Annotated in this window: 27 protein-coding genes and 1 pseudogene; 14 read left to right on the forward strand and 14 right to left on the reverse strand. The window is 59.2% G+C overall.

From position 1 onward, the window contains the following. Positions 1–456 carry an OsmC family protein gene (locus ASC90_RS10615; protein WP_056539402.1) on the reverse strand — a complete coding sequence of 152 codons (456 nt, stop codon included), beginning with the start codon at positions 454–456 and terminating at the stop codon, positions 1–3. Positions 457–722: 266 nt separating this feature from the next. On the opposite strand from ASC90_RS10615, the gene ASC90_RS10620 reads away from it, so the two are divergent. After that, the gene (locus tag ASC90_RS10620) at positions 723–1916 is read left to right on the forward strand and encodes an AI-2E family transporter (protein WP_056539405.1); all 1194 of its coding nucleotides are present in this window, start codon (positions 723–725) and stop codon (positions 1914–1916) included. Between the two features lie 92 nt (positions 1917–2008). On the opposite strand, the gene ASC90_RS10625 is transcribed toward ASC90_RS10620, so the two are convergent. The 3 genes from ASC90_RS10625 to ASC90_RS10635 all read right to left on the reverse strand — a co-directional run bounded on the left by ASC90_RS10625 (position 2009) and on the right by ASC90_RS10635 (position 4455). After that, a complete protein-coding gene (locus tag ASC90_RS10625; protein ID WP_056539409.1) occupies positions 2009–3181 on the reverse strand; it encodes a DUF2336 domain-containing protein in 1173 nt (390 codons plus the stop codon). A gap of 87 nt (positions 3182–3268) precedes the next feature. Next, positions 3269–3871 (reverse strand): flavin reductase family protein, encoded by a 603-nt coding sequence (locus ASC90_RS10630; protein WP_056539412.1) that lies wholly within the window; start codon positions 3869–3871, stop codon positions 3269–3271. Further along, positions 3871–4455, reverse strand: a complete 585-nt coding sequence (locus ASC90_RS10635) for a nitroreductase (protein ID WP_056539415.1) — start codon at positions 4453–4455, stop codon at positions 3871–3873. The genes ASC90_RS10630 and ASC90_RS10635 overlap by 1 nt, the downstream gene beginning before the upstream one ends. Before the next feature lie 113 nt (positions 4456–4568). Between ASC90_RS10635 and ASC90_RS10640 the strand changes: the two genes are divergently transcribed. After that, positions 4569–5660 carry a hypothetical protein gene (locus ASC90_RS10640; RefSeq protein WP_056540214.1) on the forward strand — a complete coding sequence of 364 codons (1092 nt, stop codon included), beginning with the start codon at positions 4569–4571 and terminating at the stop codon, positions 5658–5660. A gap of 223 nt (positions 5661–5883) precedes the next feature. Here ASC90_RS10640 and thrS read toward each other — a convergent pair whose 3' ends face one another. The 4 genes from thrS to ASC90_RS10660 form a co-directional block, all read right to left on the reverse strand. Continuing rightward, complete coding sequence (gene thrS, locus ASC90_RS10645) at positions 5884–7872, reverse strand: threonine--tRNA ligase (RefSeq protein WP_056539418.1); 1989 nt, start codon at positions 7870–7872, stop codon at positions 5884–5886. Between the two features lie 121 nt (positions 7873–7993). Continuing rightward, positions 7994–8521 carry a DUF1697 domain-containing protein gene (locus ASC90_RS10650; protein ID WP_056539421.1) on the reverse strand — a complete coding sequence of 176 codons (528 nt, stop codon included), beginning with the start codon at positions 8519–8521 and terminating at the stop codon, positions 7994–7996. Between the two features lie 4 nt (positions 8522–8525). Further along, positions 8526–8927 carry a membrane protein insertion efficiency factor YidD gene (gene yidD / locus ASC90_RS10655; protein WP_056539424.1) on the reverse strand — a complete coding sequence of 134 codons (402 nt, stop codon included), beginning with the start codon at positions 8925–8927 and terminating at the stop codon, positions 8526–8528. A gap of 12 nt (positions 8928–8939) precedes the next feature. Beyond that, positions 8940–9386, reverse strand: a complete 447-nt coding sequence (locus tag ASC90_RS10660) for an iron-sulfur cluster assembly scaffold protein (RefSeq protein WP_056539426.1) — start codon at positions 9384–9386, stop codon at positions 8940–8942. A 308-nt stretch (positions 9387–9694) separates the two neighbouring features. Between ASC90_RS10660 and folE the strand changes: the two genes are divergently transcribed. The 3 genes from folE (at position 9695) to ASC90_RS10675 (ending at position 11883) form a co-directional block, all read left to right on the forward strand. Beyond that, positions 9695–10315, forward strand: a complete 621-nt coding sequence (folE, locus tag ASC90_RS10665; protein ID WP_056539429.1) for a GTP cyclohydrolase I FolE — start codon at positions 9695–9697, stop codon at positions 10313–10315. Between the two features lie 29 nt (positions 10316–10344). Beyond that, a complete protein-coding gene (gene hisI, locus ASC90_RS10670; protein ID WP_056539432.1) occupies positions 10345–10800 on the forward strand; it encodes a phosphoribosyl-AMP cyclohydrolase in 456 nt (151 codons plus the stop codon). Positions 10801–10911: 111 nt separating this feature from the next. Then, positions 10912–11883 (forward strand): patatin-like phospholipase family protein, encoded by a 972-nt coding sequence (locus ASC90_RS10675; protein WP_056539434.1) that lies wholly within the window; start codon positions 10912–10914, stop codon positions 11881–11883. An 18-nt stretch (positions 11884–11901) separates the two neighbouring features. Here the strand turns inward: ASC90_RS10675 and ASC90_RS10680 are convergent, their stop codons facing one another. Together ASC90_RS10680 and ASC90_RS10685 are read right to left on the reverse strand one after the other, a co-directional pair. Next, positions 11902–12336, reverse strand: a complete 435-nt coding sequence (locus ASC90_RS10680; protein ID WP_056539437.1) for a CBS domain-containing protein — start codon at positions 12334–12336, stop codon at positions 11902–11904. 101 nt (positions 12337–12437) lie between these two features. Next, on the reverse strand, positions 12438–13202 hold the full coding sequence (locus tag ASC90_RS10685; protein ID WP_056539441.1) for a rhomboid family intramembrane serine protease: 765 nt from the start codon (positions 13200–13202) through the stop codon (positions 12438–12440). A 296-nt stretch (positions 13203–13498) separates the two neighbouring features. Between ASC90_RS10685 and ASC90_RS10690 the strand changes: the two genes are divergently transcribed. The 7 genes and pseudogenes from ASC90_RS10690 (at position 13499) to ASC90_RS10720 (ending at position 19826) form a co-directional block, all read left to right on the forward strand. Next, on the forward strand, positions 13499–14140 hold the full coding sequence (locus ASC90_RS10690; RefSeq protein ID WP_056539442.1) for a PAS domain-containing protein: 642 nt from the start codon (positions 13499–13501) through the stop codon (positions 14138–14140). 90 nt (positions 14141–14230) lie between these two features. After that, complete coding sequence (locus tag ASC90_RS10695; protein ID WP_056539444.1) at positions 14231–14842, forward strand: PilZ domain-containing protein; 612 nt, start codon at positions 14231–14233, stop codon at positions 14840–14842. 61 nt (positions 14843–14903) lie between these two features. Beyond that, positions 14904–15868, forward strand: a pseudogene (gene pip / locus ASC90_RS10700) (prolyl aminopeptidase). A 372-nt stretch (positions 15869–16240) separates the two neighbouring features. After that, the gene (locus ASC90_RS10705) at positions 16241–16846 is read left to right on the forward strand and encodes a transglutaminase-like cysteine peptidase (protein ID WP_056539447.1); all 606 of its coding nucleotides are present in this window, start codon (positions 16241–16243) and stop codon (positions 16844–16846) included. A gap of 237 nt (positions 16847–17083) precedes the next feature. Continuing rightward, positions 17084–17833, forward strand: coding sequence for a hypothetical protein (locus ASC90_RS10710; protein WP_056539452.1), 750 nt, complete (start codon positions 17084–17086; stop codon positions 17831–17833). A gap of 137 nt (positions 17834–17970) precedes the next feature. Further along, positions 17971–19434: a serine hydrolase gene (locus ASC90_RS10715; protein WP_200950874.1), complete on the forward strand. Its 1464-nt coding sequence runs from the start codon at positions 17971–17973 to the stop codon at positions 19432–19434. Between the two features lie 113 nt (positions 19435–19547). Beyond that, a complete protein-coding gene (locus ASC90_RS10720; protein ID WP_056539454.1) occupies positions 19548–19826 on the forward strand; it encodes a hypothetical protein in 279 nt (92 codons plus the stop codon). Here ASC90_RS10720 and ASC90_RS10725 read toward each other — a convergent pair whose 3' ends face one another. After that, entirely contained in the window at positions 19827–20264 is a 438-nt protein-coding gene (locus ASC90_RS10725; protein ID WP_056540218.1) for a DUF1489 family protein, read from the reverse strand. A 114-nt stretch (positions 20265–20378) separates the two neighbouring features. Then, positions 20379–21785 (reverse strand): L-serine ammonia-lyase, encoded by a 1407-nt coding sequence (locus ASC90_RS10730; RefSeq protein ID WP_056539457.1) that lies wholly within the window; start codon positions 21783–21785, stop codon positions 20379–20381. A gap of 188 nt (positions 21786–21973) precedes the next feature. Between ASC90_RS10730 and ASC90_RS10735 the strand changes: the two genes are divergently transcribed. After that, the gene (locus ASC90_RS10735; protein ID WP_056540220.1) at positions 21974–22738 is read left to right on the forward strand and encodes a DUF599 domain-containing protein; all 765 of its coding nucleotides are present in this window, start codon (positions 21974–21976) and stop codon (positions 22736–22738) included. Next, a complete protein-coding gene (locus ASC90_RS10740) occupies positions 22739–23728 on the forward strand; it encodes a heparan-alpha-glucosaminide N-acetyltransferase (RefSeq protein ID WP_056539460.1) in 990 nt (329 codons plus the stop codon). 1 nt (position 23729) lies between these two features. Here the strand turns inward: ASC90_RS10740 and ASC90_RS10745 are convergent, their stop codons facing one another. Continuing rightward, complete coding sequence (locus ASC90_RS10745) at positions 23730–24122, reverse strand: MerR family DNA-binding transcriptional regulator (RefSeq protein ID WP_056539463.1); 393 nt, start codon at positions 24120–24122, stop codon at positions 23730–23732. A 76-nt stretch (positions 24123–24198) separates the two neighbouring features. After that, positions 24199–25611 carry a magnesium transporter gene (gene mgtE, locus ASC90_RS10750; RefSeq protein WP_056539464.1) on the reverse strand — a complete coding sequence of 471 codons (1413 nt, stop codon included), beginning with the start codon at positions 25609–25611 and terminating at the stop codon, positions 24199–24201. Positions 25612–25627 lie beyond the last annotated feature (16 nt).

The following is a 25627-nucleotide window of genomic DNA, read 5'->3' on the forward strand; positions in this document are numbered from 1 at the left end:
TCAGTCGAAGCGGACCTCGATGATCGTTTTCACGGAGTTGGCAAGGAAGCAGAGTTCATGCGCCTCGCGGTGCATCCTCACTTCCGCCGCGCGGTCTGGCATCCCACCGGCATAAACGACACGCGGCCGAAGTTCGACGCGGCTGATGATCATCCTGCCATCGACCTTCTCCATAACGCCGATTGCTGCATCGATATAGCTATCGACCACGAGGCGCTTCTTTGATGCCAGCCACAGATAGAAGAGCATGTGGCAGCTGGAAAGCGCGGCGACATAAGCCTCTTCCGGGTCCACGTTTTCCTCGACGGCACAAGGCAGCGGGACGTTGTGTGGCGATGCGGATGCGGGAACGACCGCGCCGCCATCAAAGGTCCAATTATGCGCGCGACTATAGCGTCCATCGGCAAAGCCGCTGTTCCCGCGCTGCCAGGACACTTCAGCGGAAAATATCGTCATCGTCTGTTTCTCCCCCAAGCTCACGCCGAAGCATCGCCGTGATCGCGCATAAGCCGTGGATCCACAGTATGGTTTCAACGCGGCGTCAGGGAAGATTGCCGAGAGTTTTTTGTCACACTGTTTGAGGAAACTGCAGCTATGGAGCATCCTGTGGAAAACGATAGGCGGCAGCCATCAAGCCATCCGGCATAAATCCGCCTCGGTGCTTGCGCCGGAGTGCCGCATAGCCCATATCCATAGGCACAGAATAAGGGGAAAAAGACGACGTGAGCCTTCCAAACAACAACAGTGTCCAGCGAGAGTCGCGGTGGCTCGGCCCGTCCGCGCCTGCCCGCACGCCACTGATCCCGTCGATCTCTGCTGCGCGGTGGCTTCTGATCCTTGTTGTCGCAGCCGGCGTCTATTTCTTCTATGGCTTCGTCGTTCCCGTACTTGCCGCGCTTGTTATCGGTTTCGCCAGCTGGCCGCTTTACCGTCGACTGCTCTCACGGGTTGGAGGCAATACTACCGTTGCCGCCACCATCGCGATTATCCTGATCATTATGTTCCTCGTCATTCCGATCGTATTTGCCGTGACTTACACGACCGGCGAAGTACGCGAGTGGGTTGCCTGGCTCATCCACGCCAATCGGGCTGGAGCCCCGACGCCACAGTGGATCGTCGCATTGCCCTTCGCCGGCCCTTATCTCGATGAACTCTGGACAAGATATATCGGCAGCCCCGGTGCCATGGGGGAAGTTATCCAGGCGGTGAGTGGTGCGAACCTCGGCAACATATATCGGGCTGTGCTTGCCGCAGGAGGCGGCGCCTTCCACCTGCTGCTGACGCTGCTGTTCATGCTGATTGCGCTGTTCTTCGTATATCGTGACGGCGCATCCTTCTCGCAGCAGATCGACATGCTCGGCGAGCGCATTTTACCCAACCGCTGGGAACGGATTTCGCGTGTCGTGCCGGCAACTATCAGCTCGACCGTCATGGGCATGACCCTGATCGCGCTGGGCGAAGGCATTGTGCTGGGCGTCGCCTATTGGGTTGCGGGCGTCCCTTCGCCGGTAACTCTAGGCGTCTTGACCGGCGTCATGGCCCTGATTCCTGGAGGCGCACCACTCTCGTTCACGCTGGTGTCGATCTATCTCCTTGCCAGCGGCTCGCATTTCGCGGGCGTCGCTCTGTTCGTCTGGGGAACGGTCGAACTGTTCATCGTCGACAAGACCCTGCGCCCCAAACTCGTCGGTGGCCCAATCAAACTACCATTCCTGCCGACTTTCTTCGGCCTGATAGGTGGCGTCAAAACCATGGGGTTCCTTGGACTGTTTATCGGTCCGGTGCTGATGGCACTCATCGTTGCCATCTGGCGCGAATGGATGCACGAGGTCCGCACCGCCGATCAAGGCGAAACCGGTCCACAGGTGATGATTGACGAACAGGTCCCGCCCGCTCCGCGGGTGGCCGAAGGCTGAGCGGGTTTGCGGAACGGTTCGATCTCCGCGTCCCGATATTTGCGGAACAGTCTTTTGCTTGGTGGCGCTGCTGTGCCAGAAGCAAATAACCGCTACGCTGCAGCGAGCGAAGCCGAATGCGCATAGCTGCGGGCGGACTGCCTCAGTTCCGCAATCTGCAACTTTTCAACCATATCCAGAAGCTCCTGCGCAGCGCCGCGCGCCGTGCCGTCGCGATGAAATTTGTCCAGGAGCCTGCTGCAGACATCGCCGAGCATCGTGCCTGAGGTCTTCTTCGAAACCTCTCGCCACAGAAGCGTCGCCTCGACGAAGACTGTGCTGATTTCCCGTGCGAGGCCGGCCGACTCATAGAGCGCGCGCACCGCATGCATGCGTCCTGTTGCGAGGATGGAACGGACTCGCTGTTCGTGGCAACCCGTCAGATTAACAATGGCGCCTGCGAAGAATTCCACTTTGCCGGAGCAGAGTGCGTGCATGAGAAAAGACGCCGTCAGGCGCCCACTCACCCGTAGGTGTTCGACCAGATCGGGAACTTCGCACGGAGCAATATCGCCCGCGATCGAAACAATTGCCGACTCGTTTGCCTCTCTGCAGATACGCTGAAGGCGAGCCGCACCAATCGCTGCGCGGGCCAGTGGCAGTGCGAGGAGAACGTTGCTGACATGTTCTGCCAGCAATTGCCGAGCGTCGGCAGGGAGATCGGAGCGATTGAGCAGCAAGTTGCGGATATCGCTGCTGTCGCCCAGCCGCTCGGCGATTCTTTTGAGGGAAGCCGGAGCAATCGCGGCTGCCTCGTTCTCCAAAAGGCAGAGGATGTCATCTTCATCGCCGATCTCGGCAATTGCTGCTGCGACGGATCGAGAAACCGATGGACGCGCCGCAATCAAAATGCGGGTGACACCCCCCCGGGCAGCCAGGTCTACCAGGTCGGCATCAGACAGCAGCGGCGAGCAGGTTACCGCGTGACAGGCAATCTCCGGCTGATCCGAAGCCAACGAAAGAACCAGTGCGCGGGGCGCATCCGGCGACCAAGCTACCGCCTCGGCTAACGCCAGCCGTACCTTCGGTGACGGGTCATCGAGCAGGTAAGTCATGGCCTTCCCGGCAGCGGTGCGCTCATCAGCCGTCATGGCGGACTGCAAATAGGCTCTGCCCAGAGCGTTGGCCGCACGTGCCCGGTCTCCGGCCTTGGCGGTCTCCGCCCAACGAAGAAATGCTTCTACGATCACCCGTGTGCCCCATGCCCGAACGCGACTCGCTCGCATTCAAATCGTTGCAATCACGGTAAGTGGGAAAAGTTTAAGATTGGTTCACTACGTTTATTAATGCTTATGGTCCGGCTATGGCGGGCCTCATAGCCGAGGGCGCAACATCTCGAAGACTTCGCTTCCCTCGCTGTAGTCCATGTAGCCCATACGCGCGACAGGCCGCGCCATGCCCATATCCAGGCGCCCGTCGCGGACGACGGACTCATCTATGTGGATCCCGACCACTTGCCCGAAGACAACGATGTTCTCGGAAGCTTCACCGGTCAGTGACCTGGGTTCGAGGATTTCGGTTACCTTGCATTCGAGGACGGCGAAGGCTTCTGAGACGTAAGGCGCATCCACCAGTTCCCCCTTCTTCGCCGTCAACCCAGAGAGCGCAAATTCGTCCACTCCGTACGGTACCATGGCCGACGACGTGTTCATCTTGTCGACAAGGTGGCGGCTGACGAAATTGCAGGTGAATTCGCCGGTTTCGTAAGCGTTGCGCTGGCTGTGCTTACGGCCGGCCGAGGAGAACATGACCAGCTTCGGTCGATCGGAGACAGCGTTAAAGAAGGAGTATGGCGCCAGATTGATCGAGCCGTCGCTTCCCCTGCTGCCGATCCAGCCGATCGGACGCGGCGACACGATAGCCTTGAAAGGATCATGGGCGAGCCCGTGCCGGTTCGTGTCGGTCGTATAGAACATCAGTTGTCGCCTCCGACCCATGTAACGGTCTCGGTGAGTTCCGGACGCGGTCGTTCGATCGGCGGGACTGTCGTCGAGCCCATATGTATGAAGCCTGCCACCTTCTCGCCCTTCTGGACACCGAGCAACGGATAGGCACGCTCGTCGTAGGCGAACCATTCGGTCAGCCAGTTGGCGACCCAGCCGTGGGCATTCGCGGCGAAAATGATGTTGAGGCAAACTGCACCGGCAGACATCAGCTGCTCCCATTCGGGAATCTTGATGTGCGGTCCGGCTTTGCTGACGACCGCGACAACGGTTGGCGCACGGGTGAAGCGCGCGCGCTCGACTTGGATCATTTCATCGGAGAGTTCCGGCTTTAGCTCCAGCGCCAGCTTCAAAAGCCCCTCGCCGATCCGGATGCGCTCCTCTCCGCGGTAGACGATGAAGCGCCATGGCGCGAGCTTTCCGTGGTCCGGAACACGCGAGGCCAGTCGTAGTATTTCTTCGATCTCGGACTTGTCCGGTCCTGGCTCGCACATTTGGAATGCGGGAATTGAACGGCGAACGCTTAAATAGTCGATGAGCTTGATATCGGATTTCATGCGGGAGAGACTTCCATTTTCATGATGGCGCAGGCGATGGGTCTTGAATTTGCCATGGCATTGGTCTTGAAGTGGCCTCTGTGATTTCAGATGTCAATTGGTTCGCTAAGCACATGGTTGGCATTTTGCCTTATGTACGCATGAGCCTTGCCGTCGTCCTCGTTGCCTTGTCGCCTCTGGGCGCCCAGGCGCAAGACGCCTTCAAGGAATTCAAACAGCTCGACACAACGACGAAGATGCCCAAGCTCAATGCCTTCATTGCGCCAGGTACTGCGCCTGTAGGCTCCAAGCTTCACGATGTTGCACTTGAGGCGAAACTGACGGGCAACGGCGATCCGGTTGAGGAGGGTCTCTCCTGGTACGTTTTCAACCCCGTTGCCGGCGCCGACGGAAAGCTGCCTCTGGTCGCGTCGTCGCAAGGCGGCTCCGCAGACTTCCAACTCGCGGCTGGTGATTATTTTGTCAACGTCTCCTTTGGCCGTGCCGGCATCACAAGAAAATTGACAGTTCCCGAAGAAGGTCTGGTCGACAGGCAGACCCTGGTGCTTGAGGCTGGAGGCCTTTTGCTCAATGCGGTGTCCGGTACCGATGTTCGCATTCGCCCGGATCAACTCAGCTTCTCGATCTATTCCGCTGATGTGCGCGAGGACGGTGAGCGTGGCCTCGTCATGGCCGACGTTCCGCCGAATACCGTCGTTCGGCTCAATGCAGGCACCTATCACATCGTCTCTGAATATGGAGAGGTGAACGCCTCGATCCGGGCCGACATCCAGGTCGAAGCAGGCAAACTGACGGAAGCCACCATCCAGCACAAGGCCGCACAGATCACCTTCAAGCTGGTATCCGACACAGGTGGCGAGGCAATTGCCGACACGGCTTGGTCCATTCTGACCGCTGCCGGCGACAGCGTAGGCGAAAGCGTCAGTGCATTCCCGACGATGGTTCTTGCCGAAGGGGAATATTCGGCTGTGGCCCGTAACAAGGACAAGATTTATCAGCGAGATTTCAAAGTCGCGGCCGGCAAGAATGTCGACATTGAGGTGCTCATGAAGGACGTGCAGCCCGCCGAGCCGGTGGCTGCGGCCACGACCGTCCAGCTTCCCTCCGGCTCCGCATCGCCGGATCAGCCCGTGTCTGGGTCTGGCGCCTTGCCGTCCTACGACCAGCTTGAGGGTGCCGCGAACAGCGGTGAGGATTCGGACTGATCGTCCGTCTCAAGCCTTCCTTGCCGCTCTGCCGGTATCGTCGAAAGTATTGCCTGCCGAGCCGGGACAGCGGACACTTGAGTGTCTGTGCGATCGTGGACAGCAAGCGCCGGAATCGAGTTTCTGGGATCAGGCCAGCGCTTCAGTCACCGATAGCGGTCACTGAAGCAAAGGCTCCTGACGGCATCCAAAACGACACCGTCAGGTCGTCGTGCACGTCGAATTAAGCAGCCCTCGCCTTCCTGGCTTCGGCCTTGCGGCGGATATCCGGCGGCGTTGCCTCCAGCGACAGGCTCGCGATTGCCTCATCAAGCGACATCGACGTCTGCTCCTGGCTGCCGAGACGACGGATATTCACCGTGCGTTCCTCAGCTTCCTTCTTGCCGCAGACGATGATGACGGGAACTTTCGTAACGGAATGTTCGCGGACCTTGTAGTTGATCTTCTCGTTACGGAAGTCGGTCTCGACATTGAGGCCAGCATCGCGCAGCGCCTCGGCAACTTCGGCGCCGTAGCCATCCGCCTCCGAGGTGATCGTCGCGACCACAATCTGTTGCGGCGAGACCCACAGCGGCATATGGCCCGAGAAGTTCTCGATCAGGATGCCGAGGAAGCGTTCCATCGAGCCGCAGATGGCGCGGTGAATCATCACCGGCTGCGTCTTTTCCGAATTGCTGTCGATGTAGAAGGCTCCGAATCGCTCGGGCAGGTTGAAGTCGACCTGCGTCGTGCCGCACTGCCATTCGCGGCCGATGGCGTCCTTCAGCGTATACTCGAACTTGGGTCCGTAGAACGCGCCCTCGCCCGGCAGGATGCCGGTCTTGATGCGTCCGCCAGACTGCTCTTCGATCGTTTTCAGCACATCCATCATCACGCTTTCTGCGCGATCCCAGAGGGCATCCGAACCGACGCGCTTGTCAGGGCGGGTCGAGAGCTTGACGACGATTTCCTCGAAGCCGAAGTCTTCGTAGACCGACAGGATCAGGTCGTTGATCTTCAGGCATTCGGCAGCCATCTGCTCGTCGGTGCAGAAGATATGCGCATCGTCCTGCGTGAAGCCACGCACGCGCATCAGCCCGTGCAGCGCGCCCGACGGTTCGTAGCGGTGCACGTTGCCGAATTCGGCAAGCCGGATCGGCAGTTCGCGGTAGGACTTCAGGCCGTGCTTGAAGATCTGGATGTGACCCGGGCAGTTCATCGGCTTCAGTGCGAAGACGCGGTCGTCGTCGGTGTCGTCGCCGGCAACCGTCACCTTGAACATGTTGTCGCGGTACCAGCCCCAGTGGCCGGAGGTCTCCCAGAGCGACTTGTCGAGCACCTGCGGCGCGTTCACTTCCTGGTAGTCGCCATCGAGGCGGCGACGCATGTAGGCAGTCAGCGTCTGGAACATCCGCCAACCCTTGCCATGCCAGAAGACGACACCCGGCCCCTCTTCCTGGAAGTGGAACAGGTCCATTTCGCGCCCAAGGCGGCGGTGGTCCCGCTTTTCGGCTTCGGCGAGAATATGCAGGTAGTTATCGAGTTCCGACTGCTCGGCAAAGGCCGTGCCGTAGATGCGTGTCAGCATCGGATTGTTGCTGTCGCCGCGCCAGTAAGCGCCCGCCACCTTCATCAGCTTGAAAGCGCTGCCGATCTGGCCGGTGGAGGCCATGTGCGGCCCGCGGCAGAGGTCGAACCAGTCGCCCTGATAATAGATCTTCAGGTCCTGGCCGGCAGGAATAGCATCGACGAGCTCGACCTTGTACTGCTCGCCCTTTGCGGCGAACACCTCCTTGGCCTTCTCGCGCGACCAGACCTGCTTGGTGAAGGGCGCATTGCGTTGGATGATTTCCTTCATCCGCTTCTCGATCTTCGGCAGGTCTTCGGGCGTGAACGGCTCGTTCTTGGCGAAGTCGTAGTAGAAGCCGTTCTCGATGACCGGGCCGATGGTCACCTGTGTGCCAGGCCACAATTCCTGCACGGCTTCCGCCATGACGTGTGCCGCATCGTGCCGGATAAGCTCCAGCGCGCGGCCGTCGTTGCGGGTAATGATCTCGATTTTGCCGTCCGTCACCGGATCGGAAAGGTCGCGCACGGTGCCGTCGATCGCAATGGCAACGGCCTTCTTGGCAAGCGACTTGGAAATGGATTCGGCGACATCCTTGCCGGTTGCGCCAGCATCGTAGCTGCGCACGGAACCATCGGGAAATGTCAGGGAAACGGATTGGGACATCGATATTCTCCTTGTCCAGTCCCGCCAACGAATGCGGGTGGTTGCAATGATGCGTTTCGTCCGCACGAATACGCCGTGGCCTGATAGCCAGATTTGGCCTTCTAGTAAAGAAAAAGCCGCGTCAGCCGATCATTTCGGCAAGGCCGCGCACGGTGTTCCAGTTGCGCAACGTGCCGACGCCCATGCGTTTCGTCGTCAGCGCCGAGAGCAGCTTCCACTCGCTCGGTTTGCCGGCAAAATCGATCCACAGATCACCGTGAGTGATGGCAAGACGCTGGTTGGGCGCGGCGTAGGTCTTGAGCGTATCGAGGGCCGAAGGATCTAGTGGCCGGCGCATGACGCGCAGGATCACCTGGCTACCTTCGCCATCCCGAAAAGGGTTTGCCGCGGCAAGGTTCAGCCAATCCGTGCCCCTGCGAACGATTATGTCCACCGGCTTTCCAAACGTTGACCTGAACGCCGATTCGAGTTTCGCTTCGATCTCGCCTAGAGGCGCGTCGGCTGTGTCGAAAACAATATTTCCGGTCGACACCAACGTTCGCGGGTTGCGATAGCCGACCTTCTCGGCCATGTCCCGAAGGTCGGACATCACGACGCGCCGGCCGGGCGCAAGGACGATGCTGTGCAGAAGTGCTACATAGGCCGCCATGCCGTCAGTTGGCCTTGCGCCCGAGCGCGAAATAGCGCCACGGCGTCCACCAGCGAAGCCGGTCATTCAGCCGTTCAGGCACCGGATCGAGACCGCTCGTGCCACCCGGACCGCAGCGACCGACCCGAAAAACAGTCATCCAGCCGCCCGCCCACAGGCCATGGCGGGCGATGGCCTCGTAGCCGTATTCCGAGCAGGTCGGAATGTGCCGGCAGGAATTGCCTATGAAGCCGGACAGCGTCAGCTGATAGAGCCGGATGAAACCCATGCCGAACAGCCGATCGGGCGTCTTGCGGAATGGTCCCGCGTAGTTGCGCGAACTTGGATATGGCGGCTTTCGAGGAGCTGCGGCGGCACCGCCCTCCTCCTCGTCATCGCCCTGGCGTACGGTGCAGAATTGACACATCGCCCGCGCCGCTCAAGCCCCAACGGTCTCGATGCGCTTGGCTTCGATCTGGCCAATCGCATCGACCACCGCGTCGAACGTGAGCATCGTTGACGCGTGCCGTGCCTTGTAGTCCTTGACGGGGCGCAAATAGCGCATGTCTTCGAAGCGGCCTTGTGGCCCCTCGCCGTCCGCTTTCAGCATCGAGAGCATATCTTCGCGAGCTTGACGCAACTCTTCCGAGGTTGCGCCGATGATATGACGCGCCATGATGGAGGAAGATGCCTGGCCAAGGGCACACGCCTTGACGTCATGAGCGAAAGCCCTGACCGTGTTATCATCCATGCTCAACCAGATTCTCACCTTGGAGCCGCAGAGTTTCGAGTGCGCCTGAGCGCTCGCATCGGCGTCCGACAAACTGCCGATCAGCGGAATATTGCCTGCAAACTCTAAGATTTTGGTGTTGTAGATGTCGTCCATCGTGGATTCCGCTCCATAATTCCATGCGGATCGGCTGTTCCGGCGTCACTGTAGCATAAACAAAAACACAGCGTGTCGCGCCAGGAGACTTACATAAAGATGCCGCTTTCCTATATGTATGTCGTTCGAGGGCCATCGAAATGCAATGGCCTCGTGTAAGTTTGATTGGGAAACCGTGCCGGAAGGGCCCTCAAAAGAAAGCCCCGAAAGCCCCGGAGCCTGCCAAAGGTGCATGAATTCCCTGAAATGGGATTGCCAGTGGCTAGTCCGACAGACGGTCCGCAGTGCGGATCAGGAGACAGTTGCATATGGACGCCATCGTAAAGAATTTTCCGCAGACCGCTCTCGATCCCGATTCTGGTCGCCCTAGCCAGAAAGAGGCTGAGGATGCCGTGCGCACACTGCTTCGCTGGGCCGGTGACGATCCGTCCCGCGAAGGCCTGCTCGATACGCCGGCGCGCGTGGCCAAATCCTACCGCGAGCTCTTCGCCGGCTACGATATGGATCCCGAAGATGTACTTGGCCGAACCTTTGAAGAGGTCGCCGGCTATGATGACATGGTGCTTGTCAGGGATATTCCGTTCTTTTCGCATTGCGAACATCACATGGTGCCGATCATCGGCAAGGCGCATGTCGCGTACATGCCCGACGGCAAGGTGCTCGGTCTTTCGAAGATTGCCCGGGTTGTCGAAATCTACGGCCGCCGACTGCAGACGCAGGAATCCATGACCGCCCAAATAGCCAAGGCTATCGGCGATACGCTCGGTCCGCGTGGCGTGGCGGTCATGATTGAGGCCGAACATATGTGCATGGCGATGCGCGGTGTTCAGAAGCAAGGTTCGACCACATTGACGACAACCTTCACCGGCACATTTAAAACTGAGCCGGCTGATCAAGCCCGCTTTATGACCATGGTTCGGAGCCGCTGACCTCGGCTTCGCTTGAGAAAGCCGCGCCAATGACAATTGCCTTCAATGCGCCGTCCGACGATAAATCTGAGCTTGAGGATGCAGGTGATTTTACGCCGCGGTTTGACGACCGCGGCCTGATTACCGCCATCGTGACGGACGCAAACGACGGCGAGTTGCTGATGGTCGCCCACATGAACGCGCAGGCTCTGGCGCTGACCATTCAGACCCGGAAGGCGCACTATTTCAGCCGCTCTCGGGGCAAACTCTGGATCAAGGGTGAAACGTCAGGCAACACGCAGATGGTCAAGGAAATCCGTACGGACTGCGACCAGGATGCCATCTGGCTGAAAGTTGAAGTGGCGGGTCACGACGCGACCTGCCACACCGGTCGCCGCTCCTGCTTCTACCGAACCATCGACCTCGTCGACGGAAAGCCCATGCTTGATATCGTCGACGACGAACGGCAGTTCGATCCGGATGAAATCTACGGAAAAGAGCGCTAAAGTCGGGCAACTGCCACTTATTGAGACAAACACTACGTCTATATACCAGTTGGAAAGAAAGCTGGGACACTAATATAGTCATCCGAGTATCTTCCAGGAGGGAGGCGAGCCATGTTGAACTGGGGCCTGAATCGCCAAAACTCCGAGGCCGGCAACTCCGACGCGGGCACCACGAAATCGCCGGACATGATCGCTCCTCCCGTCCCCACGCCTACTCCGAAGAAAACCAAGCTCGCGCTTGCGCTGGGCGGTGGTGCTGCGCGTGGCTGGGCGCACATCGGTGTGTTGCGCGCGCTCGACGAAGGCGGCATCGAGATCGGCATGATTGCCGGGACGTCTATCGGCGCACTTGTCGGCGGATGCTATCTCGCAGGCAAACTCGATGAACTCGAGAGCTTTGCCCGCTCGCTGACGATGCGGCGCATTGCAAGCCTGCTGGACCTCACCATCGGTGGAAGCGGCCTGTTTGGCGGCATGCGATTGACGAAACGGATGCAGGAGCATCTGGAGGGCCTGAACGTCGAGGATCTCGACCGGCCGTTCGTGGCGGTCTCGGCCGAGGTCAATACCGGCCACGAGGTCTGGATCGCAAGCGGCTCGCTGATCACAGCGTTACGCGCTTCCTACGCGCTCCCCGGCATTTTCGAACCAATTCGCAGCAATCAGCGCACGCTCGTCGATGGCGCATTGGTCAATCCGGTTCCCGTCTCCGTTTGCCGTGCCTACGAGCAGCCGCTCGTCGTCGCTGTAAACCTGAACTACGATCTCTACGGCCGGTCCGCCGTTGTAAGACATAATGCGAGCCTCACACCCTCCGAGGTTCAAAAACGCGAGGAAGTGCCATATGCCAAGATGGGCATGACCGGTGTGATGGTGCAGGCGTTCAACATTATCCAGGACAGGATCGCGCGTGCGCGTCTGGCTGGCGATCCGCCGGATATTTCGTTGCAGCCCCGGCTCGGCGATATCGGTCTCTCGGAGTTTCACCGCGCCGGCGAAGCAATCGAACGCGGCTATGAGGAAGCCAGGGCCCGACTTCCCGAACTTAAACGGATGCAGGAACTTTTCGCCGGCTCGTACTGACTGTTGCCGGCGACGATATCAGCCCGCGATATATGCCTTGATCTGTTCAGCTTCCAATTCGACTTCCGCGATACGCGTCTTGACGACGTCACCGATCGAGATGATGCCAACAAGTTTGCCGCTGGTTTCAACAGGAACATGTCGGAACCGCCGGCTGGTCATCAGCCCCATCAACTCGTTGACGGTGGAATCCTCGTGGCAGCGATAGACTTTCGCCGTCATCAGTGAAGCGACCGGCTGATCGAGGCAGGCCGCACCCGACTTGGCGATGGCATTGACGACATCGCGCTCAGTGAAAATCCCGGAAATCTTGTTTTCCATCCCGACAATGACAATCGCGCCGATCTTTTTCTTGCTGAGAATCGCGGCGGCTTCGGAAACGGTCGTATTCGGCCCGGCGGTCACCACATCCCTGCCCTTGGCATCAAGTATGGCTTTGACTGAGTTGGACATTTGAACCTCCTATGTCGAAAGCGAAAGATCCGTCTGATCACAGGCATCCGTGGCGGTCTCTCCTCCCATCACGGATCAGTTCGAATGGTGCACTCCAACGCTCAAGATTGCAACATGTCTGATGTTTCTGGAGCCACAGGCTTCGGTTGCCGGTCGAAGAAGGCGAATAGGATGAATCCGAAGACGAAGCCGCCGATATGGGCGTCCCAGGCGACCGCCTGCGAGCTGTCGCCGATCATCGGAATGCCGAAGGCAATCAGAAGATTGCCGACGAACCAGAAGAGCATGAACATGACGACGGTCCGGCTGCGGAACGCCTCCGGAATTGACAGCCGAGCATTGAGATGCGCGGGTCGAAGAGGTTGCCGTTCCGGCGGAAACGCGAAGCGGCACGCTGCGCCCATGAGCCCCGATACTACGCCGGAAGCACCGATCAGGAGCGTGGCGTTGCTCCAGTTCAAGACCGCGTGGAGTGCAGCGGACGCCACAGCCGACAGCACCCAGAAGACTACGAAGCGCGCCGTTCCAATCCGGCGGGCGACCGGCGTGCCGAAAGCCATCAGCCAAAGCCCGTTGAACACGATATGCTCGATGCTGCCATGAAGCAGCGAATAGCTCACCGGCGTCCAAAAGAGCTGCGGTCCCTGCTGTGAAAGTGGCGTCACGTAGCGCAGCGGGATGAAGCCGAAGTTGAAGAACAGCCAGTCGAGCGCGTCGCTCGACAGCAATAGAGCTTGAACAGCATAGATCAGCCCGAGCAGTGCAAGGGCGGCCAGCACCGGTCTCGGAAGGTTGAAAACCGGCGACCGCGGTGGCCGTGCCGGGGGAGCCTCGGCTGTATGCGGTGCGACCGGATGGTCTTCCATCTTCGTCCTCGAGTGATTTGGGCCACAGCCATACAGGACGAGGAACCAAAAAAAAAGCCGTCCGATCGGAACCGGACGGCTTCCCGAGCGCTCCCGAGGAAACCCCGTGCCCGAGCAATTTGTGCTGACTTCCGAAGTGGAAGCGATGACGGGATACTGGCATGGCACATCCGGCCGCTCAACCGGAACCCTTTGTTAACCTTAACTGCGCTGATCTGGCATGAAATACGCAGGGAGAAGGTGAAGGTGGTCATGAAGGCCACGTCTTGATCCGAAATGAAGCAAATCGGTGCCGCATGCGTCTCAAAACTACAATAGCGCTATTCGAATACTGGAACCGAATCCGCGGTCAGGACTTTGCGCCGTCGAGATCGCAGATCGTGCCGAGCGATGTTCGACATATCCTGTCGAGCCTTTTCCTGCTCGAAATGAATGAAAGTGGCCGCATCGCGTTCCGTCTTGCCGGTACTCGGATTTGCGATCTTTTTGGCCGAGACCTGGGCTCTGCGTCTCTGCGTGAGCTGTGGGCGCACGGCGATGACGATATCGAGAAGACCGCGGCCGGGGTAATGGAGCACGCAATCCCGGCGCTGCTCAATGTCACCGGCTACAGCACGGCTGGCCATCGTGCATCCTTCGAAATCATCCTCCTGCCGCTCCGGTCCGAGGGGGTAGGTTGCGACAAGCTCCTTGGTGCCATCGCACCGGTGGCGGCGGCGAGTTGGCTCGAAGTGGTTCCGCTTGAGTTTCTCGCACTCGACCGCAGCCGCCTGTTGCACGAGCAACTCGGCAGGCAGCCGGACGCCACGGACGGCGAAATCGATGACAGTCACTTCGCCGCAGAGCGCTCGCCCTCTATCTCCGACACTATGCGGCGCATGATGTCCCACGCGTTAGAAGATGTGGCTGGTACCAATGTTCCGTTCCGGCACGGTTGATCGGTTGCATGGATCGCAAGGCGGAACAACCTTCTGTTAATGGATTGCGGTTAAACATCACTAGGTAGTATTTTATGAAGAAGCCATTTGATGCACGCGTTCCAGCAAGCTCAGACGCAACGGACTGCGCCTCGCCTCGAACAAGGTGCCTTCCAACGCGTCCCCATCAATATGCAGGGCCGGCTAATGCTGGCCAACTACGAGGAATTTGAATGCCTCGTCATCGACATGTCGCCGGGTGATATGTACGTGGCTTGCCAGGGGCGCCCACGCGCCAATGAGCGTGTCGTGGCCTATATCGATCACCTGGGGCGCGTCGAAGGCTATGTCCAGGCCATCGACGGGCGTGGCTTCACAATGTCCATCCACGCCACCGAGCGCAAGCGCGAGAAACTGGCCGCCCAATTGACGTGGCTTGCGAACAAGCACGAACTTGGACTGCCGGAGGACCGTCGCCACGATCGGCTGACGCCACGCGAGATCAAGACCGAGATCACGCTCGAAGATGGCGCGCGCTACACCTGCCGAATCATGGACCTGTCGCTTTCAGGCGCTGCGGTCGATGTCGAAGTACGCCCGCCGATAGGCACACCGCTTCGCCTCGGCAATATGCGCGGTCGTGTTGTACGGCATTTCGTCGAAGGTGTTGCGATCGAGTTCCTCTCCCTGCAGTCGCGCGAAACACTCCGCGAATTTCTCTGATCGTTGTCATGCCTCCCTCACGGAGCTATTGCATGAGGCCGCCTGAAATGGGTGGTCCAGAATGTCGCTTTATCCTGAAATCGAACCCCAGGAGCACGGCCTTCTCGACGTCGGTGATGGCCACCGGCTCTATTGGGAGGTCTGCGGCAATCCGACTGGGCTTCCGGTAGTCTATCTTCACGGTGGCCCGGGTTCCGGCTCATCGACATCGGCGCGTCGCTATTTCGACCCCTCAGTCTACCGGATCATTGTTTTCGATCAGCGAAACTGCGGCCGGAGCCTGCCGCATGCCGCAGCTGCGTGGACCGATCTCGCCACCAACACAACTTGGCATCTTGTGGACGACATGGAGGCCCTCCGACGTCACCTGCGGGTGACGCAATGGGTGGTTTTTGGGGTGTCTTGGGGATCGACGCTCGCCCTTGCCTACGCCCAAACTCATCCTGAGTACGTCGCCGCCATCGTGCTGCTGGTGTGACCACTAGCCGTCCATCGGAAATCGACTGGTTGACCAGCGGAATGGCGCAGCTTTTCCCCGAAGAGTGGGACCGTCTGAATAACGCCCTTCCTCCCGGTCTTCGTGGTGCCGGTATCCTCGAGGGCTACCATCGCCGGCTCAGCGGTCCCCATGTGGAAGTAACTCTGCGTGCCGCTCGCGATTGGCATGACTGGGAGGCCGCCTCCATTCTCCTCGCAAATCGGGACGGCCTGCCGCGACGATGGCGGGAACCTCGATATCTCCTTGCCCGCGCCCGGATCGTCGTTCACTACTTCCGCCACCAGGCATGGCTAGAAGATGGTGCACTCTTACGGAATGCCGCCAGGCTGAAGGGCATCCCCGGCATACTCGTTCAGGGGCGATTGGACCTCGAAGCGCCGCTCAAGACTGCTTGGGAACTGTCTGTCGCGTGGCCAGACAGCGAATTGGTCATCGTTGAAAATGCGGCACACTCCCCCAGCAGTACTGGAATGGCACGGGCCATCATTGATGCAACCGACCGCTTTCGAGATGTTCTCAAGAAATAATTTTCGGCGACGTATCCCGATGCCAGCAGCAACTGGCCCTGCTTAGACCCGTATTTCGCGCCGCTGCATGTCGATCGGCTCGGATTGCAACGTCCCACATGGTTAGGGAAGCAATAACAAATCACCCCCATACGGCGCGACGTTTAACTTTCTGCGCCAAAACGCGTCATTCAAGGCGCTCACGTCTTTCCCGGAAAGCAACAATTTTAATCGAATTTAGCGCGAAGGTACTTCAAATTTTATGCGCATTCGATTTTGTTTTTAGCCGAATTCTACGCGTCTTTGAATCAACTAAGCCGTTAATTTGACTACGTAATTTTGCGTCGGATAAAAACGTCTGTGTCACGTTCTCCTCACAACGGGGACATGACGATGACGATAACAACTTTTATCAAAGGCAGTCTGGCAGCTGGCGCGATGCTGATGGCGATGATGGGCTTGGGACAGGCATCGTCCCTCAACATGACCGTCGTTGGAAACGCGAGTCCGCCGATCGGTGCCTACCAGTTCTGCAAGGAACTACCCGGCGATTGTGTGAACGCCGCTGGTGATGAGGGCGAACTTCTTCTAACGGAAGAACGCTGGAAGACGATCCTCAAGGTCAACTATCAGGTCAACTCGTCAATAACCCCGATGACCGACAAGGAAATCTATGGAGTCGAAGAGCGCTGGGCCTATCCGCGCACCGTCGGTGACTGCGAAGACTACGCGCTCCTGAAGCGCAAGATGCTCATTGACGCAGGTATCTCGCCCTCGGACCTCCTGATGACCGTTGTCCTTCAGCCCAGCGGCGAAGGTCATGCCGTTCTGACCGTCCGCACGGATCGTGGCGACTTCGTTCTCGATAATATGCGTAACAAGGTAATGTTGTGGGCCGATACAGAATACACGTTCCTCAAGCGTCAGTCGGCTGAAGACCCGACCCGCTGGGTGAAACTGCAGGACGGACGCGCAATGGCTGTCGGCAGCGTCAAGTAGGCATTGCGTCGGCGGGCAGACTGGCGACAATCGACAGGCTCCGGTCAGTCCACCGCATCCCCGTCCTGACCGGTGTCTCAGATCCGCTCCCGCTGTCCCCGGGGGCGGTTCATTTATTGGCTCTCGCCTATCGTCTTAAGTCTTCATTAACCCTGCCGGACAGATTATCCCCGATAATTATCATAGGCACCGACGGCTCCTGTTTTTCCTGCGGCGGTCCGACATCCGAAAGCAGCCATGAGCCATCTTGCGCATGATCCCCACGGCGTTGAGGAATCCCCGCTTCTCTCTTCAAGCTTCCTGTTGCGTCTTGTTGCAATGGTCGCGGTCCTCGCGGCGCTGACCGTTGCTATCAGCCTCGGCGGTCGCTGGTTTGGTGCGCGCTTAACGCTTGCTGGCAACACGGGCAGAACGGCGCCAATTCTACTCACAATCGGTCGCGACACTTTGCGTCTGTCGGAAAACACGCTCCGCTTTCCAAGCCAACGGCGGGAAGGCATTTCCGAGCGCGCCGATCTCTACCTCACCTGGCCCGAGATGCAGGGCTACAGCAAGGCGGACCGGCAGCGATTCGACGATGTTTCTCAGTCCGCCGGCCTCATTTTCCTTCAGATCACGCAGAGCACTATGTCCCGCGACATGTCGGGCCGGCTTGGGCCGATCTATGTGCATTTGCTCGAGGGCAAGGCTGAGCCCTTTTCCAACGGGCTGATGTTGCATCGTCTGCGGGTTGACGCAGGGTATTCGGGCGAAGTTCTGCTGACCGCAGCGCGCCCAGATGGCCCCGACTACGCCGTGCGTTGTGCCCTGCCTGCCACTGCGATGGCGACCAGCAGCGACTGTCAGCGCGATATCAGAGTCGGCAGTGATTTAAGTGTGCTCTATCGGTTCTCGAGTCGGCATTTGGCCGATTGGGACCACATTGATGCCGCTATTCGCAACTTTGTGGAAGCGCGCCTCGTGAGCCGTTCTGCAACAAGCGACTAGAATAGTCCGAAGTGCGGGAACAAACGATTAATCATAAACGGATTGGTAACCGGGGCTGGCTAATCTCCTAGGAAGAACGATCGTACGGGAGGGCGTGCGATCCTCGAACATCTGAAATGCAAGCGAAGAGTTGAATAGTGTCCAGGCCAGTCTCCTCCGAATCTCCATCACGGTCTCGCAATTTTCTAGTCAAGGCGATGACGGCGCTTTCGATCGCGGTCGGCATGGTAATGGTCGACTCGATCAGCGCCGATGCTGAGGCTGCAAATCCGAAATACGCCGGCATCGTGGTTGACGCCGAGACCGGGGACGTCCTCTACAGCGAAAACGCCGACCGCCTGCAGTATCCGGCATCGCTCACCAAGATGATGACGCTATACCTGACTTTCGAAGCCTTGGAAAAAGGGCGTATTCACCTTGATACGGCGGTTCCGTTTTCCGCGCACGCGTCCGGTCAGGCTCCGACCAAGCTCGGCGTAAGGCCAGGTGGAGTCATCTCGGTCGAGCAGGCAATTCTCGGTCTGGTGACGCTATCGGCGAACGACGCATCGACCGCCCTCGGTGAACTCATGGGCGGCAGCGAAGATCGTTTCGCGCAGATGATGACCGCCAAGGCGCACGCGCTCGGCATGACGCGGACGACCTATCGCAACGCCAACGGTCTGCCGAATACCGCCCAGATGACTACGGCTCGCGACCAGGCTCGCCTTGGCATTGCGCTTCGCCAGCATTTTCCGCAGTATTACGGCTATTTCTCAACGCAGAGCTTCAAGTTCGGCAACCGCATCATCCGAAGCCACAATCGTCTCGTCGGTTCCGTGAAGGGCGTTGACGGCATCAAGACCGGCTACACCCGCGCTGCAGGCTTCAATCTTGTGAGCTCCGTTCAGGTGGAGGGCAAGTCGATCGTCGGCGTGGTTCTCGGCGGGGCGTCGACCCCTGCCCGCGATAGTCAGATGCGCAAGCTGATCGCGACTTACCTACCGCAGGCTTCTGGCCGTGGGGACGTATCGAATCTCGTTGCCCAAGCCCCGAAGATCGCACCAAAGCCGGTCATCCCCGCAGCGGTCGCGGCGACCGAGGTTGCAACCACCACCAAGGACGTAAGCCTGCCTCGGACCGCGCCGGCGCCGGACAGCCGTTATCAGGGTGCTTCCGCCCAAGTCGCCTACGCGGATACGACTGCGTCAAAATCCGAAAATCCGCTGCTGCAGCAGGAAATGCCAGCCCCGACCAGGGTCAGGACACAACCAATCAAGCAGGCCTCAGCAGTTGTGCAGACGCCGGCGCCCGCCTATGTGCCCCCGGAGCAGGGTGACACGTCTGTTGATGCGCTGACGACTGCCTCCACCAAGGAGCAACAGCCGAGCGGGTGGGTCGTTCAGATCGGCGTATCATCCAGCAGGGAAGCAGCAATGGAGCTCCTCGGCGGAGTCCAGAACAAGGGTGGCAAGGCACTACGCTCTGCCAAGCCCTACGCCATTGCCTATGCAGGAAGCTATCGCGCTCGCTTTGGCGGCTTCGACGATCAGCGCGCTGCCGTGAACGCTTGCACTGCTTTAAAGCGGGCCGGCGTCAAGTGCTGGGCTTCCGCCCAGTAGCAGGAAGACTGTCGCTCGCCATTGGCTGGCGCCAGTCCGTTAAAAGCCGGGCCAGTGTGTTTTGACCCGGCTGCAGTTCTGAGACTCGATTTGTAATGCGTACGGGGATGAGAATGGCGATCAACGAGAACGTTCCGGAGTTTCCGGCCGAGGGCCGTATCACCGGCAAAAATCCGCGGCTTGGGCTGCATCCGCTTCACGAGGCGGCTTTGCGGCTGGCGGAAATCGGCCTGCAGAGGCCGAAGGCAAAGTCTGCCAAAACCAAGGACCTGATCAATCTGCTGCTAAGCCACGGCGCGCGTGCCTGGCGATATTCACAGCCGGAGGCTCATGTTCACCTGCATGTCACTTGCCCGGATGGCAGGGCTGCGGTGTCGATGCGCTTGCGCTGATCAAAGCAGACCAAGTTCGGAAAGCTCGCGGCGAAGATCCGCGGGCATTTCCGCGATGCCCGCCCCAAGACTGTGCAGATCGCGTGGGGCGTCATCCTGCGGATAATAACGCCATCCCTGGAACGGACGCTTGGGCTGCACCGAGGTTTCGATAACCTCCGGGCCGAGCACCAGATGGCAGCGCGAAATGCCTTCTCCGTCCGTGAAGGTTTGAACATCCAACAGCTTCTGGCGCGCCTGAACCTGCCCCTTGATCACCCAATAGAGCGAACCGCCGTCCAGCAGTTCCTCGACGCGTTTGGGAACCATTCTTGTCGTGTGTACGGAATGAGGCTCGAGGCCGGCGGCGATGGCTCGCAGCGAGCGATCGGCCACCCATTCACGAAGGTCGTCGATCGAATCCGCACCGACGCATAGTTTGATGAGATGCAATGCCATGCCGCCCGTTGAAATCCTTTTGACAGGCAGCGTCAAGCAACAAGTGCTGCATCCACAGCATCCACAGCATCCACAGCATCCACAGCATCCACAGCATCCACAGCATCCACAGCATCAACATTCGACGACATTGACGGCTAGGCCACCAGTCGAGGTTTCCTTGTATTTTTCGCTCATGTCGTTGCCGGTCTGGCGCATCGTCTCGATGCAGGCGTCGAGCGGCACGAAGTGTCTGCCGTCGCCCTTGATCGCCAGCGATGCCGCCGTGACTGCCTTTACGGCGCCGAGCGCATTGCGCTCGATGCACGGAACCTGCACCAGGCCTGCAACGGGATCGCAACTCATGCCGAGGTGGTGTTCCAGCGCGATTTCCGCGGCATTTTCGATCTGCTCCGGCGTGCCGCCCATGACCGCGGCAAGGCCGGCAGCTGCCATCGCGGCAGCGGAACCGACTTCGCCCTGACAGCCAACCTCCGCGCCTGAGATTGATGCATTGTGCTTGATGATGCCGCCAATGGCTGCGGCGGTCAGCAGGTAGTCGCGAATCCCGTTCTGATCCCAGTCGTCATGAAAATGCTCGTAGTAGCGAATCGTTGCCGGAATCACGCCTGCAGCTCCGTTCGTCGGCGCAGTGACGACACGTCCGCCGGCAGCATTCTCTTCATTCACGGCCATGGCATAGACGCTCAACCAATCGTTGGCGAGCAACGGATTGATACGATTGCTGCGCCACTCTTCCTGCAGCTTATCGTGGATCGACCGCGCCCGCCGCCTGACATTGAGCCCGCCTGGCATGATGCCATCGACTTTGAGACCTCGCTCAATGCAGGACCGCATTGCCTCCCATATGAGGTCAAGACCTGCATCGAGCTCTTCACGGCTGCGCTGGCTCTCCTCGTTGGCACGCTTCATCTGGGCGATGGAAAGACCCGAGCGTGCAGCCATGTCGAGCATCTGCTTGGCCGAAGCGAATGGATACGGCACTCGCAGCGAATCGGATGGCGTCTTCTTCTTCGCGCGCATTTGCTCGAGCTCGGTGTCGGTAACAACAAACCCGCCACCAACGGAATAGTAGACGCGCCTGATGAGCATTCGGCCGTCCTTGTCAGCGGCGGAAAACGACATGCCGTTGGCATGGCCGGGAAGCGGTTGCTTCTTGTCGAAAACGAGATCGTTCTTCGGCTGAAAGGCGTAGGCGGAATGGCCGGGCGGCGTGATTCGACCGGTGCGTTCGACCTGGTCGATAAATCCATCCATTTGGTCGGGATCGACGCTGTCGGGCTGTTGGCCCATCAGGCCGAGGATGACCGCCCTGCCCGTGCCATGGCCGATTCCGGTATGCGCCAGCGAGCCATGCAAACTGACCTTGATCGACGCGACCTGGGCCCCGGAAGACGGCCGCGGCCATTCGTTCGAGAGAATCAGGTCAAGAAAGCGGTTTGCCGCTGTCATCGGTCCCATCGTATGCGAACTCGAAGGCCCGACGCCAATTTTGAATACGTCGAAAACGGAAAGGAACATGACTGCGTCCTGTAAAGTTGCTGATCGAAGCTACGCCAACGGCCACCGCGATCCTCGCGATGGACCGACATAGCATTTCACGCGTGCGACATCAGTAAAAACGGAGCGCGCCACCTTCCCAATCATTGCAGCACAAGCTCGCATCTGTAGAGTGGCCTCCAAGCGAAGGGACCTGAATCAATATAATGATGACAACAGCGGATTACATTGCACTGGTTTTTTTTGCGGCGATTTGGTTCGGCTATTCGCGCCTGTTGCAAGGCTCAAGCTTCTTCGGGCGCACCAGCCTTACCCACGCCATGCGCGAGCGCCGGCGCGAGTGGATATACAACTCCTTGCGACGCGATCTGAAGATGATCGACACTCAGATCATGGCCGGTCTGCAGAATGGTACTGCCTTCTTCGCATCGACATCCATCTTCGCGATCGGCAGCTGCTTTGCTCTACTCGGTGCGACCGAGAAGGTGGGTGCGGTCTTCGCCGACCTGCCCTTTGTCTTTCACAGCGGACAAGCCGCCTTCGAGATGAAAGTCGGTGGCCTGGCGGTGCTGTTCGGCTATGCGTTCTTCAAGTTCGGCTGGTCCTACCGGCTGTTCAACTACTGCACCATCCTCTTCGGTGCGATCCCGATGATGCGCGACACCGAGCAAGACATCATTGCCGCAGAACGCGCCGCAGAGCGTGTCATCCGCATGAACATCATAGCCGCCGGCCATTTCAACGAAGGCCTGCGTGCCATTTTCCTGTCGATCGGCTATCTCGGCTGGTTCATCAATCCCTACGTCTTCATGCTGACGACGACGATTGTCATCGTCGTTCTGACGAGACGACAGTTCTTTTCGGAAGCACGTCTGGCGATCATGGACGTCCACCCGCCATCAAATCTCCACCTTTCTCCTGTTCCCCGCGACAGACCGTCGGATGGCGGCAACGATTCATCTGGGGAACTGTGAATGACCCTTCCGGCGACGGAAACCGCGGCGAGCGCCAAGCTCCCTCGCATCGGCTTGCTCGACACGGCGCGCGGTGTAGCACTGCTTGCAATGGCGACGTACCATTTCACCTGGGATATGGAATTCATGGGCTTTCTCGCCCCGGGAACGGCTGAAACCGGTTGGCTCAAACTCTACGCGCGTGCCATCGCCTCGACGTTCCTGTTCATTGTCGGCATCAGTCTGGTTTTGGCCAACAAGCCGCAGATCCGCTGGCAATCCGTCTGGAAGCGGTTCGCGATGATCGCCGCTGCCGCCGCATTGATCTCGCTCGCGACGCGCTTTGCTTTCCCCAGCGAATGGATATTCTTCGGCATCCTGCATTGCATTGCGGTGGCCAGCCTGCTGGGATTGGTTTTTCTGCGCCTGCCCCTGTCCGTGACAATCCTTGCGACAGCGCTGCTCATGGCGGCCTGGATCGTCGATACCTGGCTGGCACCTAACCTCCTGCGCTCGGCAATCTTTGATCCCCGCTACCTTGCCTGGATCGGCCTTGCGGAAAGGGCGCCGCGGTCAAACGACTTCGTACCACTGTTTCCGTGGGCGTTGCCTTTCCTGTTTGGACTGACGACGGCTTTGATCGCCATGAGGACCAGCGTCCCACAGACGCTTGCCGCCTACGGGACCGGCGGCTCCGGTCTCCTGGCAAGAATCGGCCGCCACAGCCTTGCCTTCTACCTTATCCATCAACCGATCCTGCTTGGAATTGCCTTCTGCCTGTCGGTCATCGTGCCGCCTGCAAGGCCCGATCCGGTCGAAACCTATCTCAGGCAGTGCAATGCCTCCTGCGCGATGCAGGAAGGCGAAGCCTTGTGCCACAACTTCTGCCAGTGCACACTCGAAAAGCTTCAGGCGCAGAACCTCTTCACCGCGTTTCAGTCCGGGGCGGTCAAGGTGGATGATGATAGGGTACTGGCACTGGCAAGCGAGTGCAGCGCCGGGCCGCAATAGGCTAGGTGCCGACGCCGATTTCTGCGAGGCGACCAAGGCAGGCTTCTTCGATATTGTCGAGTTCCGTGAGGGTGTCGTCGATATCCTTGCGCTTCTGGCGCAGTTCGTCCCGCTTCTGGTCGACGCGTGACATGAGGAGCTTGAGCTGCCCGAGTTCGCCCGGCGGCTCCTTGTAGACCTGAATGATTTCGCGGATCTCGGCGATGGTGAAGCCGATACGCCGCCCGCGGAGGATTTCTTGTATGAGACGTCTATCTGCCGGCCGGAAAAGGCGCGTACGTCCTCGCCGCTCAGGCTGTATCAAACCCTCGTCTTCATAGAACCTGAGTGTGCGCGTCGACACTCCGAATTCTCGCGTCAACTCGGTTATGCTATAGTATTTGCTAACAGGCATGGGCTCCCCACTATTGAGGAAAACATAATATTGACTTTTACGTAATAGTCAATTTAAGCGCGTCGTTACCAGCCGGCTAAATTCCGAACCACCATGTGGCGATGCCAAGAAAGGCAAAGAAGCCGGTACAATCTGTCACGGTCGTCACGAAGACCGAGGATGCGATCGCCGGGTCGGCGCCCATCTTGTGCAGCAGCAAAGGCAGCAGGATTCCGGCTAGCGCGGCGGCAAACAGGTTGATCACCATCGCGGCACCGATCACGAAGCCGAGTTGGTAGTCGTGGAACCAGGTTGCCGCGATCGCCCCCATGATCACCGAGAAAACAGTGCCGTTGGCAACGCCTACGGCTGCTTCCCTTCGAATGATGCGCCCGGCGTTGTAGATGTCGAGATCCCCGGTCGCCAAAGCACGCACGGTGACTGTCATTGTCTGCGTGCCGGCATTGCCTCCCATGGATGCGACGACCGGCATCAGCACCGCCAGAGCAATCATCTTCTCGATCGATTCGTCGAACAGCCCGATCACGCTTGCCGATAGCAGTGCCGTTCCAAGATTGATCAGAAGCCACAGGAAGCGCGAGCGCACGGTTGATGCCACGTTGTCGGATAGCTCTTCGTCACCGACGCCGCCGAGGCGCTTGATATCCTCGTCGGCCTCCTCGTGGATGACGTCAACGACATCATCGATGGTGAGCACGCCCACCAGCCTTTCGTTCTCATCGACGACTGCTGCAGAGAGAAGGTCGTACTGCTCGAAAAGCTGGGCAGCCTCTTCCTGGTCCATCTCTGCGGGAATCGGATGGTTCGTCGCGCGCATGATGGTTTCGATCTTGGTTTGCCGCTTGCTACGCAGCAACTTGTCGAGATCGACAGCGCCGAGCAGCTTGAACGTCGGATCGATGACGAAGATCTGTGAAAACGAATAAGGCAGGTTCTCCTCGTCGCGCATATAGTCGATCGTTTGCCCGATCGTCCAGAACGGCGGAACGGCGACGAATTCGGTTTGCATGCGGCGCCCGGCCGAACTTTCCGGGTAATCGAGGGCTCGCCGCAGGCGCACGCGCTCAGTGAACGGAAGCTGAGCGAGGATTTCTTCCCGATCCTCCTTGTCGAGGTCTTCGAGAATGTAGACCGCGTCGTCCGAATCAAGTTCGCCGATCGCCGCCGCGATCTGCTCGTTCGGCATCTGATCGACGATCTCGCGCCGGATCGCCTCATCGACTTCCGTCAGGGCGGTCATGTCGAATTCGTCGCCAAGCAGTCGCACGAGCGCCAGGCGCTGATCCGGCTGTATGGCTTCGAGAAGGTCGCCTAGTTCCGATTCATGCAGGCGAACGACGTGCTGGCGGAGAAAGATCGTATCGCGGGCGGCGACCGCAGCACCCACCAGTGCGAGGAAATCGCTCCGAACGTTGCCGTTCTCGTCATAGATGTCGGCATCGTCGCCGGCGGGCCGTGCGCTGACGAGCTCTTCTGCGTCGTTCGTCATCGTTTGCCGCCCCCGT

The organism is Rhizobium sp. Root1220 (genome assembly GCF_001426265.1).
GTDB lineage: Bacteria > Pseudomonadota > Alphaproteobacteria > Rhizobiales > Rhizobiaceae > Rhizobium.

Coding starts and splice junctions, on each gene's coding strand:
- ASC90_RS10615 (WP_056539402.1), bottom strand. CDS start 456: ATGACGATATTTTCCGCTGAAGTGTCCTGGCAGCGCGGGAACAGCGGC.
- ASC90_RS10725 (WP_056540218.1), bottom strand. CDS start 20,264: ATGGCATTGCATCTCATCAAACTATGCGTCGGTGCGGATTCGATCGAC.
- folE (WP_056539429.1), top strand. CDS start 9,695: ATGGACGCCATCGTAAAGAATTTTCCGCAGACCGCTCTCGATCCCGAT.
- yidD (WP_056539424.1), bottom strand. CDS start 8,927: ATGTGTCAATTCTGCACCGTACGCCAGGGCGATGACGAGGAGGAGGGC.
- ASC90_RS10735 (WP_056540220.1), top strand. CDS start 21,974: ATGACAACAGCGGATTACATTGCACTGGTTTTTTTTGCGGCGATTTGG.
- ASC90_RS10695 (WP_056539444.1), top strand. CDS start 14,231: ATGCACGCGTTCCAGCAAGCTCAGACGCAACGGACTGCGCCTCGCCTC.
- ASC90_RS10680 (WP_056539437.1), bottom strand. CDS start 12,336: ATGTCCAACTCAGTCAAAGCCATACTTGATGCCAAGGGCAGGGATGTG.
- ASC90_RS10675 (WP_056539434.1), top strand. CDS start 10,912: ATGTTGAACTGGGGCCTGAATCGCCAAAACTCCGAGGCCGGCAACTCC.
- ASC90_RS10690 (WP_056539442.1), top strand. CDS start 13,499: ATGCGTCTCAAAACTACAATAGCGCTATTCGAATACTGGAACCGAATC.
- mgtE (WP_056539464.1), bottom strand. CDS start 25,611: ATGACGAACGACGCAGAAGAGCTCGTCAGCGCACGGCCCGCCGGCGAC.
- ASC90_RS10710 (WP_056539452.1), top strand. CDS start 17,084: ATGAGCCATCTTGCGCATGATCCCCACGGCGTTGAGGAATCCCCGCTT.
- ASC90_RS10685 (WP_056539441.1), bottom strand. CDS start 13,202: ATGGAAGACCATCCGGTCGCACCGCATACAGCCGAGGCTCCCCCGGCA.
- ASC90_RS10630 (WP_056539412.1), bottom strand. CDS start 3,871: ATGTTCTATACGACCGACACGAACCGGCACGGGCTCGCCCATGATCCT.
- ASC90_RS10660 (WP_056539426.1), bottom strand. CDS start 9,386: ATGGACGACATCTACAACACCAAAATCTTAGAGTTTGCAGGCAATATT.
- ASC90_RS10650 (WP_056539421.1), bottom strand. CDS start 8,521: ATGGCGGCCTATGTAGCACTTCTGCACAGCATCGTCCTTGCGCCCGGC.
- ASC90_RS10640 (WP_056540214.1), top strand. CDS start 4,569: ATGGTTGGCATTTTGCCTTATGTACGCATGAGCCTTGCCGTCGTCCTC.
- ASC90_RS10745 (WP_056539463.1), bottom strand. CDS start 24,122: ATGCCTGTTAGCAAATACTATAGCATAACCGAGTTGACGCGAGAATTC.
- ASC90_RS10635 (WP_056539415.1), bottom strand. CDS start 4,455: ATGAAATCCGATATCAAGCTCATCGACTATTTAAGCGTTCGCCGTTCA.
- thrS (WP_056539418.1), bottom strand. CDS start 7,872: ATGTCCCAATCCGTTTCCCTGACATTTCCCGATGGTTCCGTGCGCAGC.
- ASC90_RS10720 (WP_056539454.1), top strand. CDS start 19,548: ATGGCGATCAACGAGAACGTTCCGGAGTTTCCGGCCGAGGGCCGTATC.
- hisI (WP_056539432.1), top strand. CDS start 10,345: ATGACAATTGCCTTCAATGCGCCGTCCGACGATAAATCTGAGCTTGAG.
- ASC90_RS10740 (WP_056539460.1), top strand. CDS start 22,739: ATGACCCTTCCGGCGACGGAAACCGCGGCGAGCGCCAAGCTCCCTCGC.
- ASC90_RS10730 (WP_056539457.1), bottom strand. CDS start 21,785: ATGTTCCTTTCCGTTTTCGACGTATTCAAAATTGGCGTCGGGCCTTCG.
- ASC90_RS10625 (WP_056539409.1), bottom strand. CDS start 3,181: ATGCGAGCGAGTCGCGTTCGGGCATGGGGCACACGGGTGATCGTAGAA.
- ASC90_RS10705 (WP_056539447.1), top strand. CDS start 16,241: ATGACGATAACAACTTTTATCAAAGGCAGTCTGGCAGCTGGCGCGATG.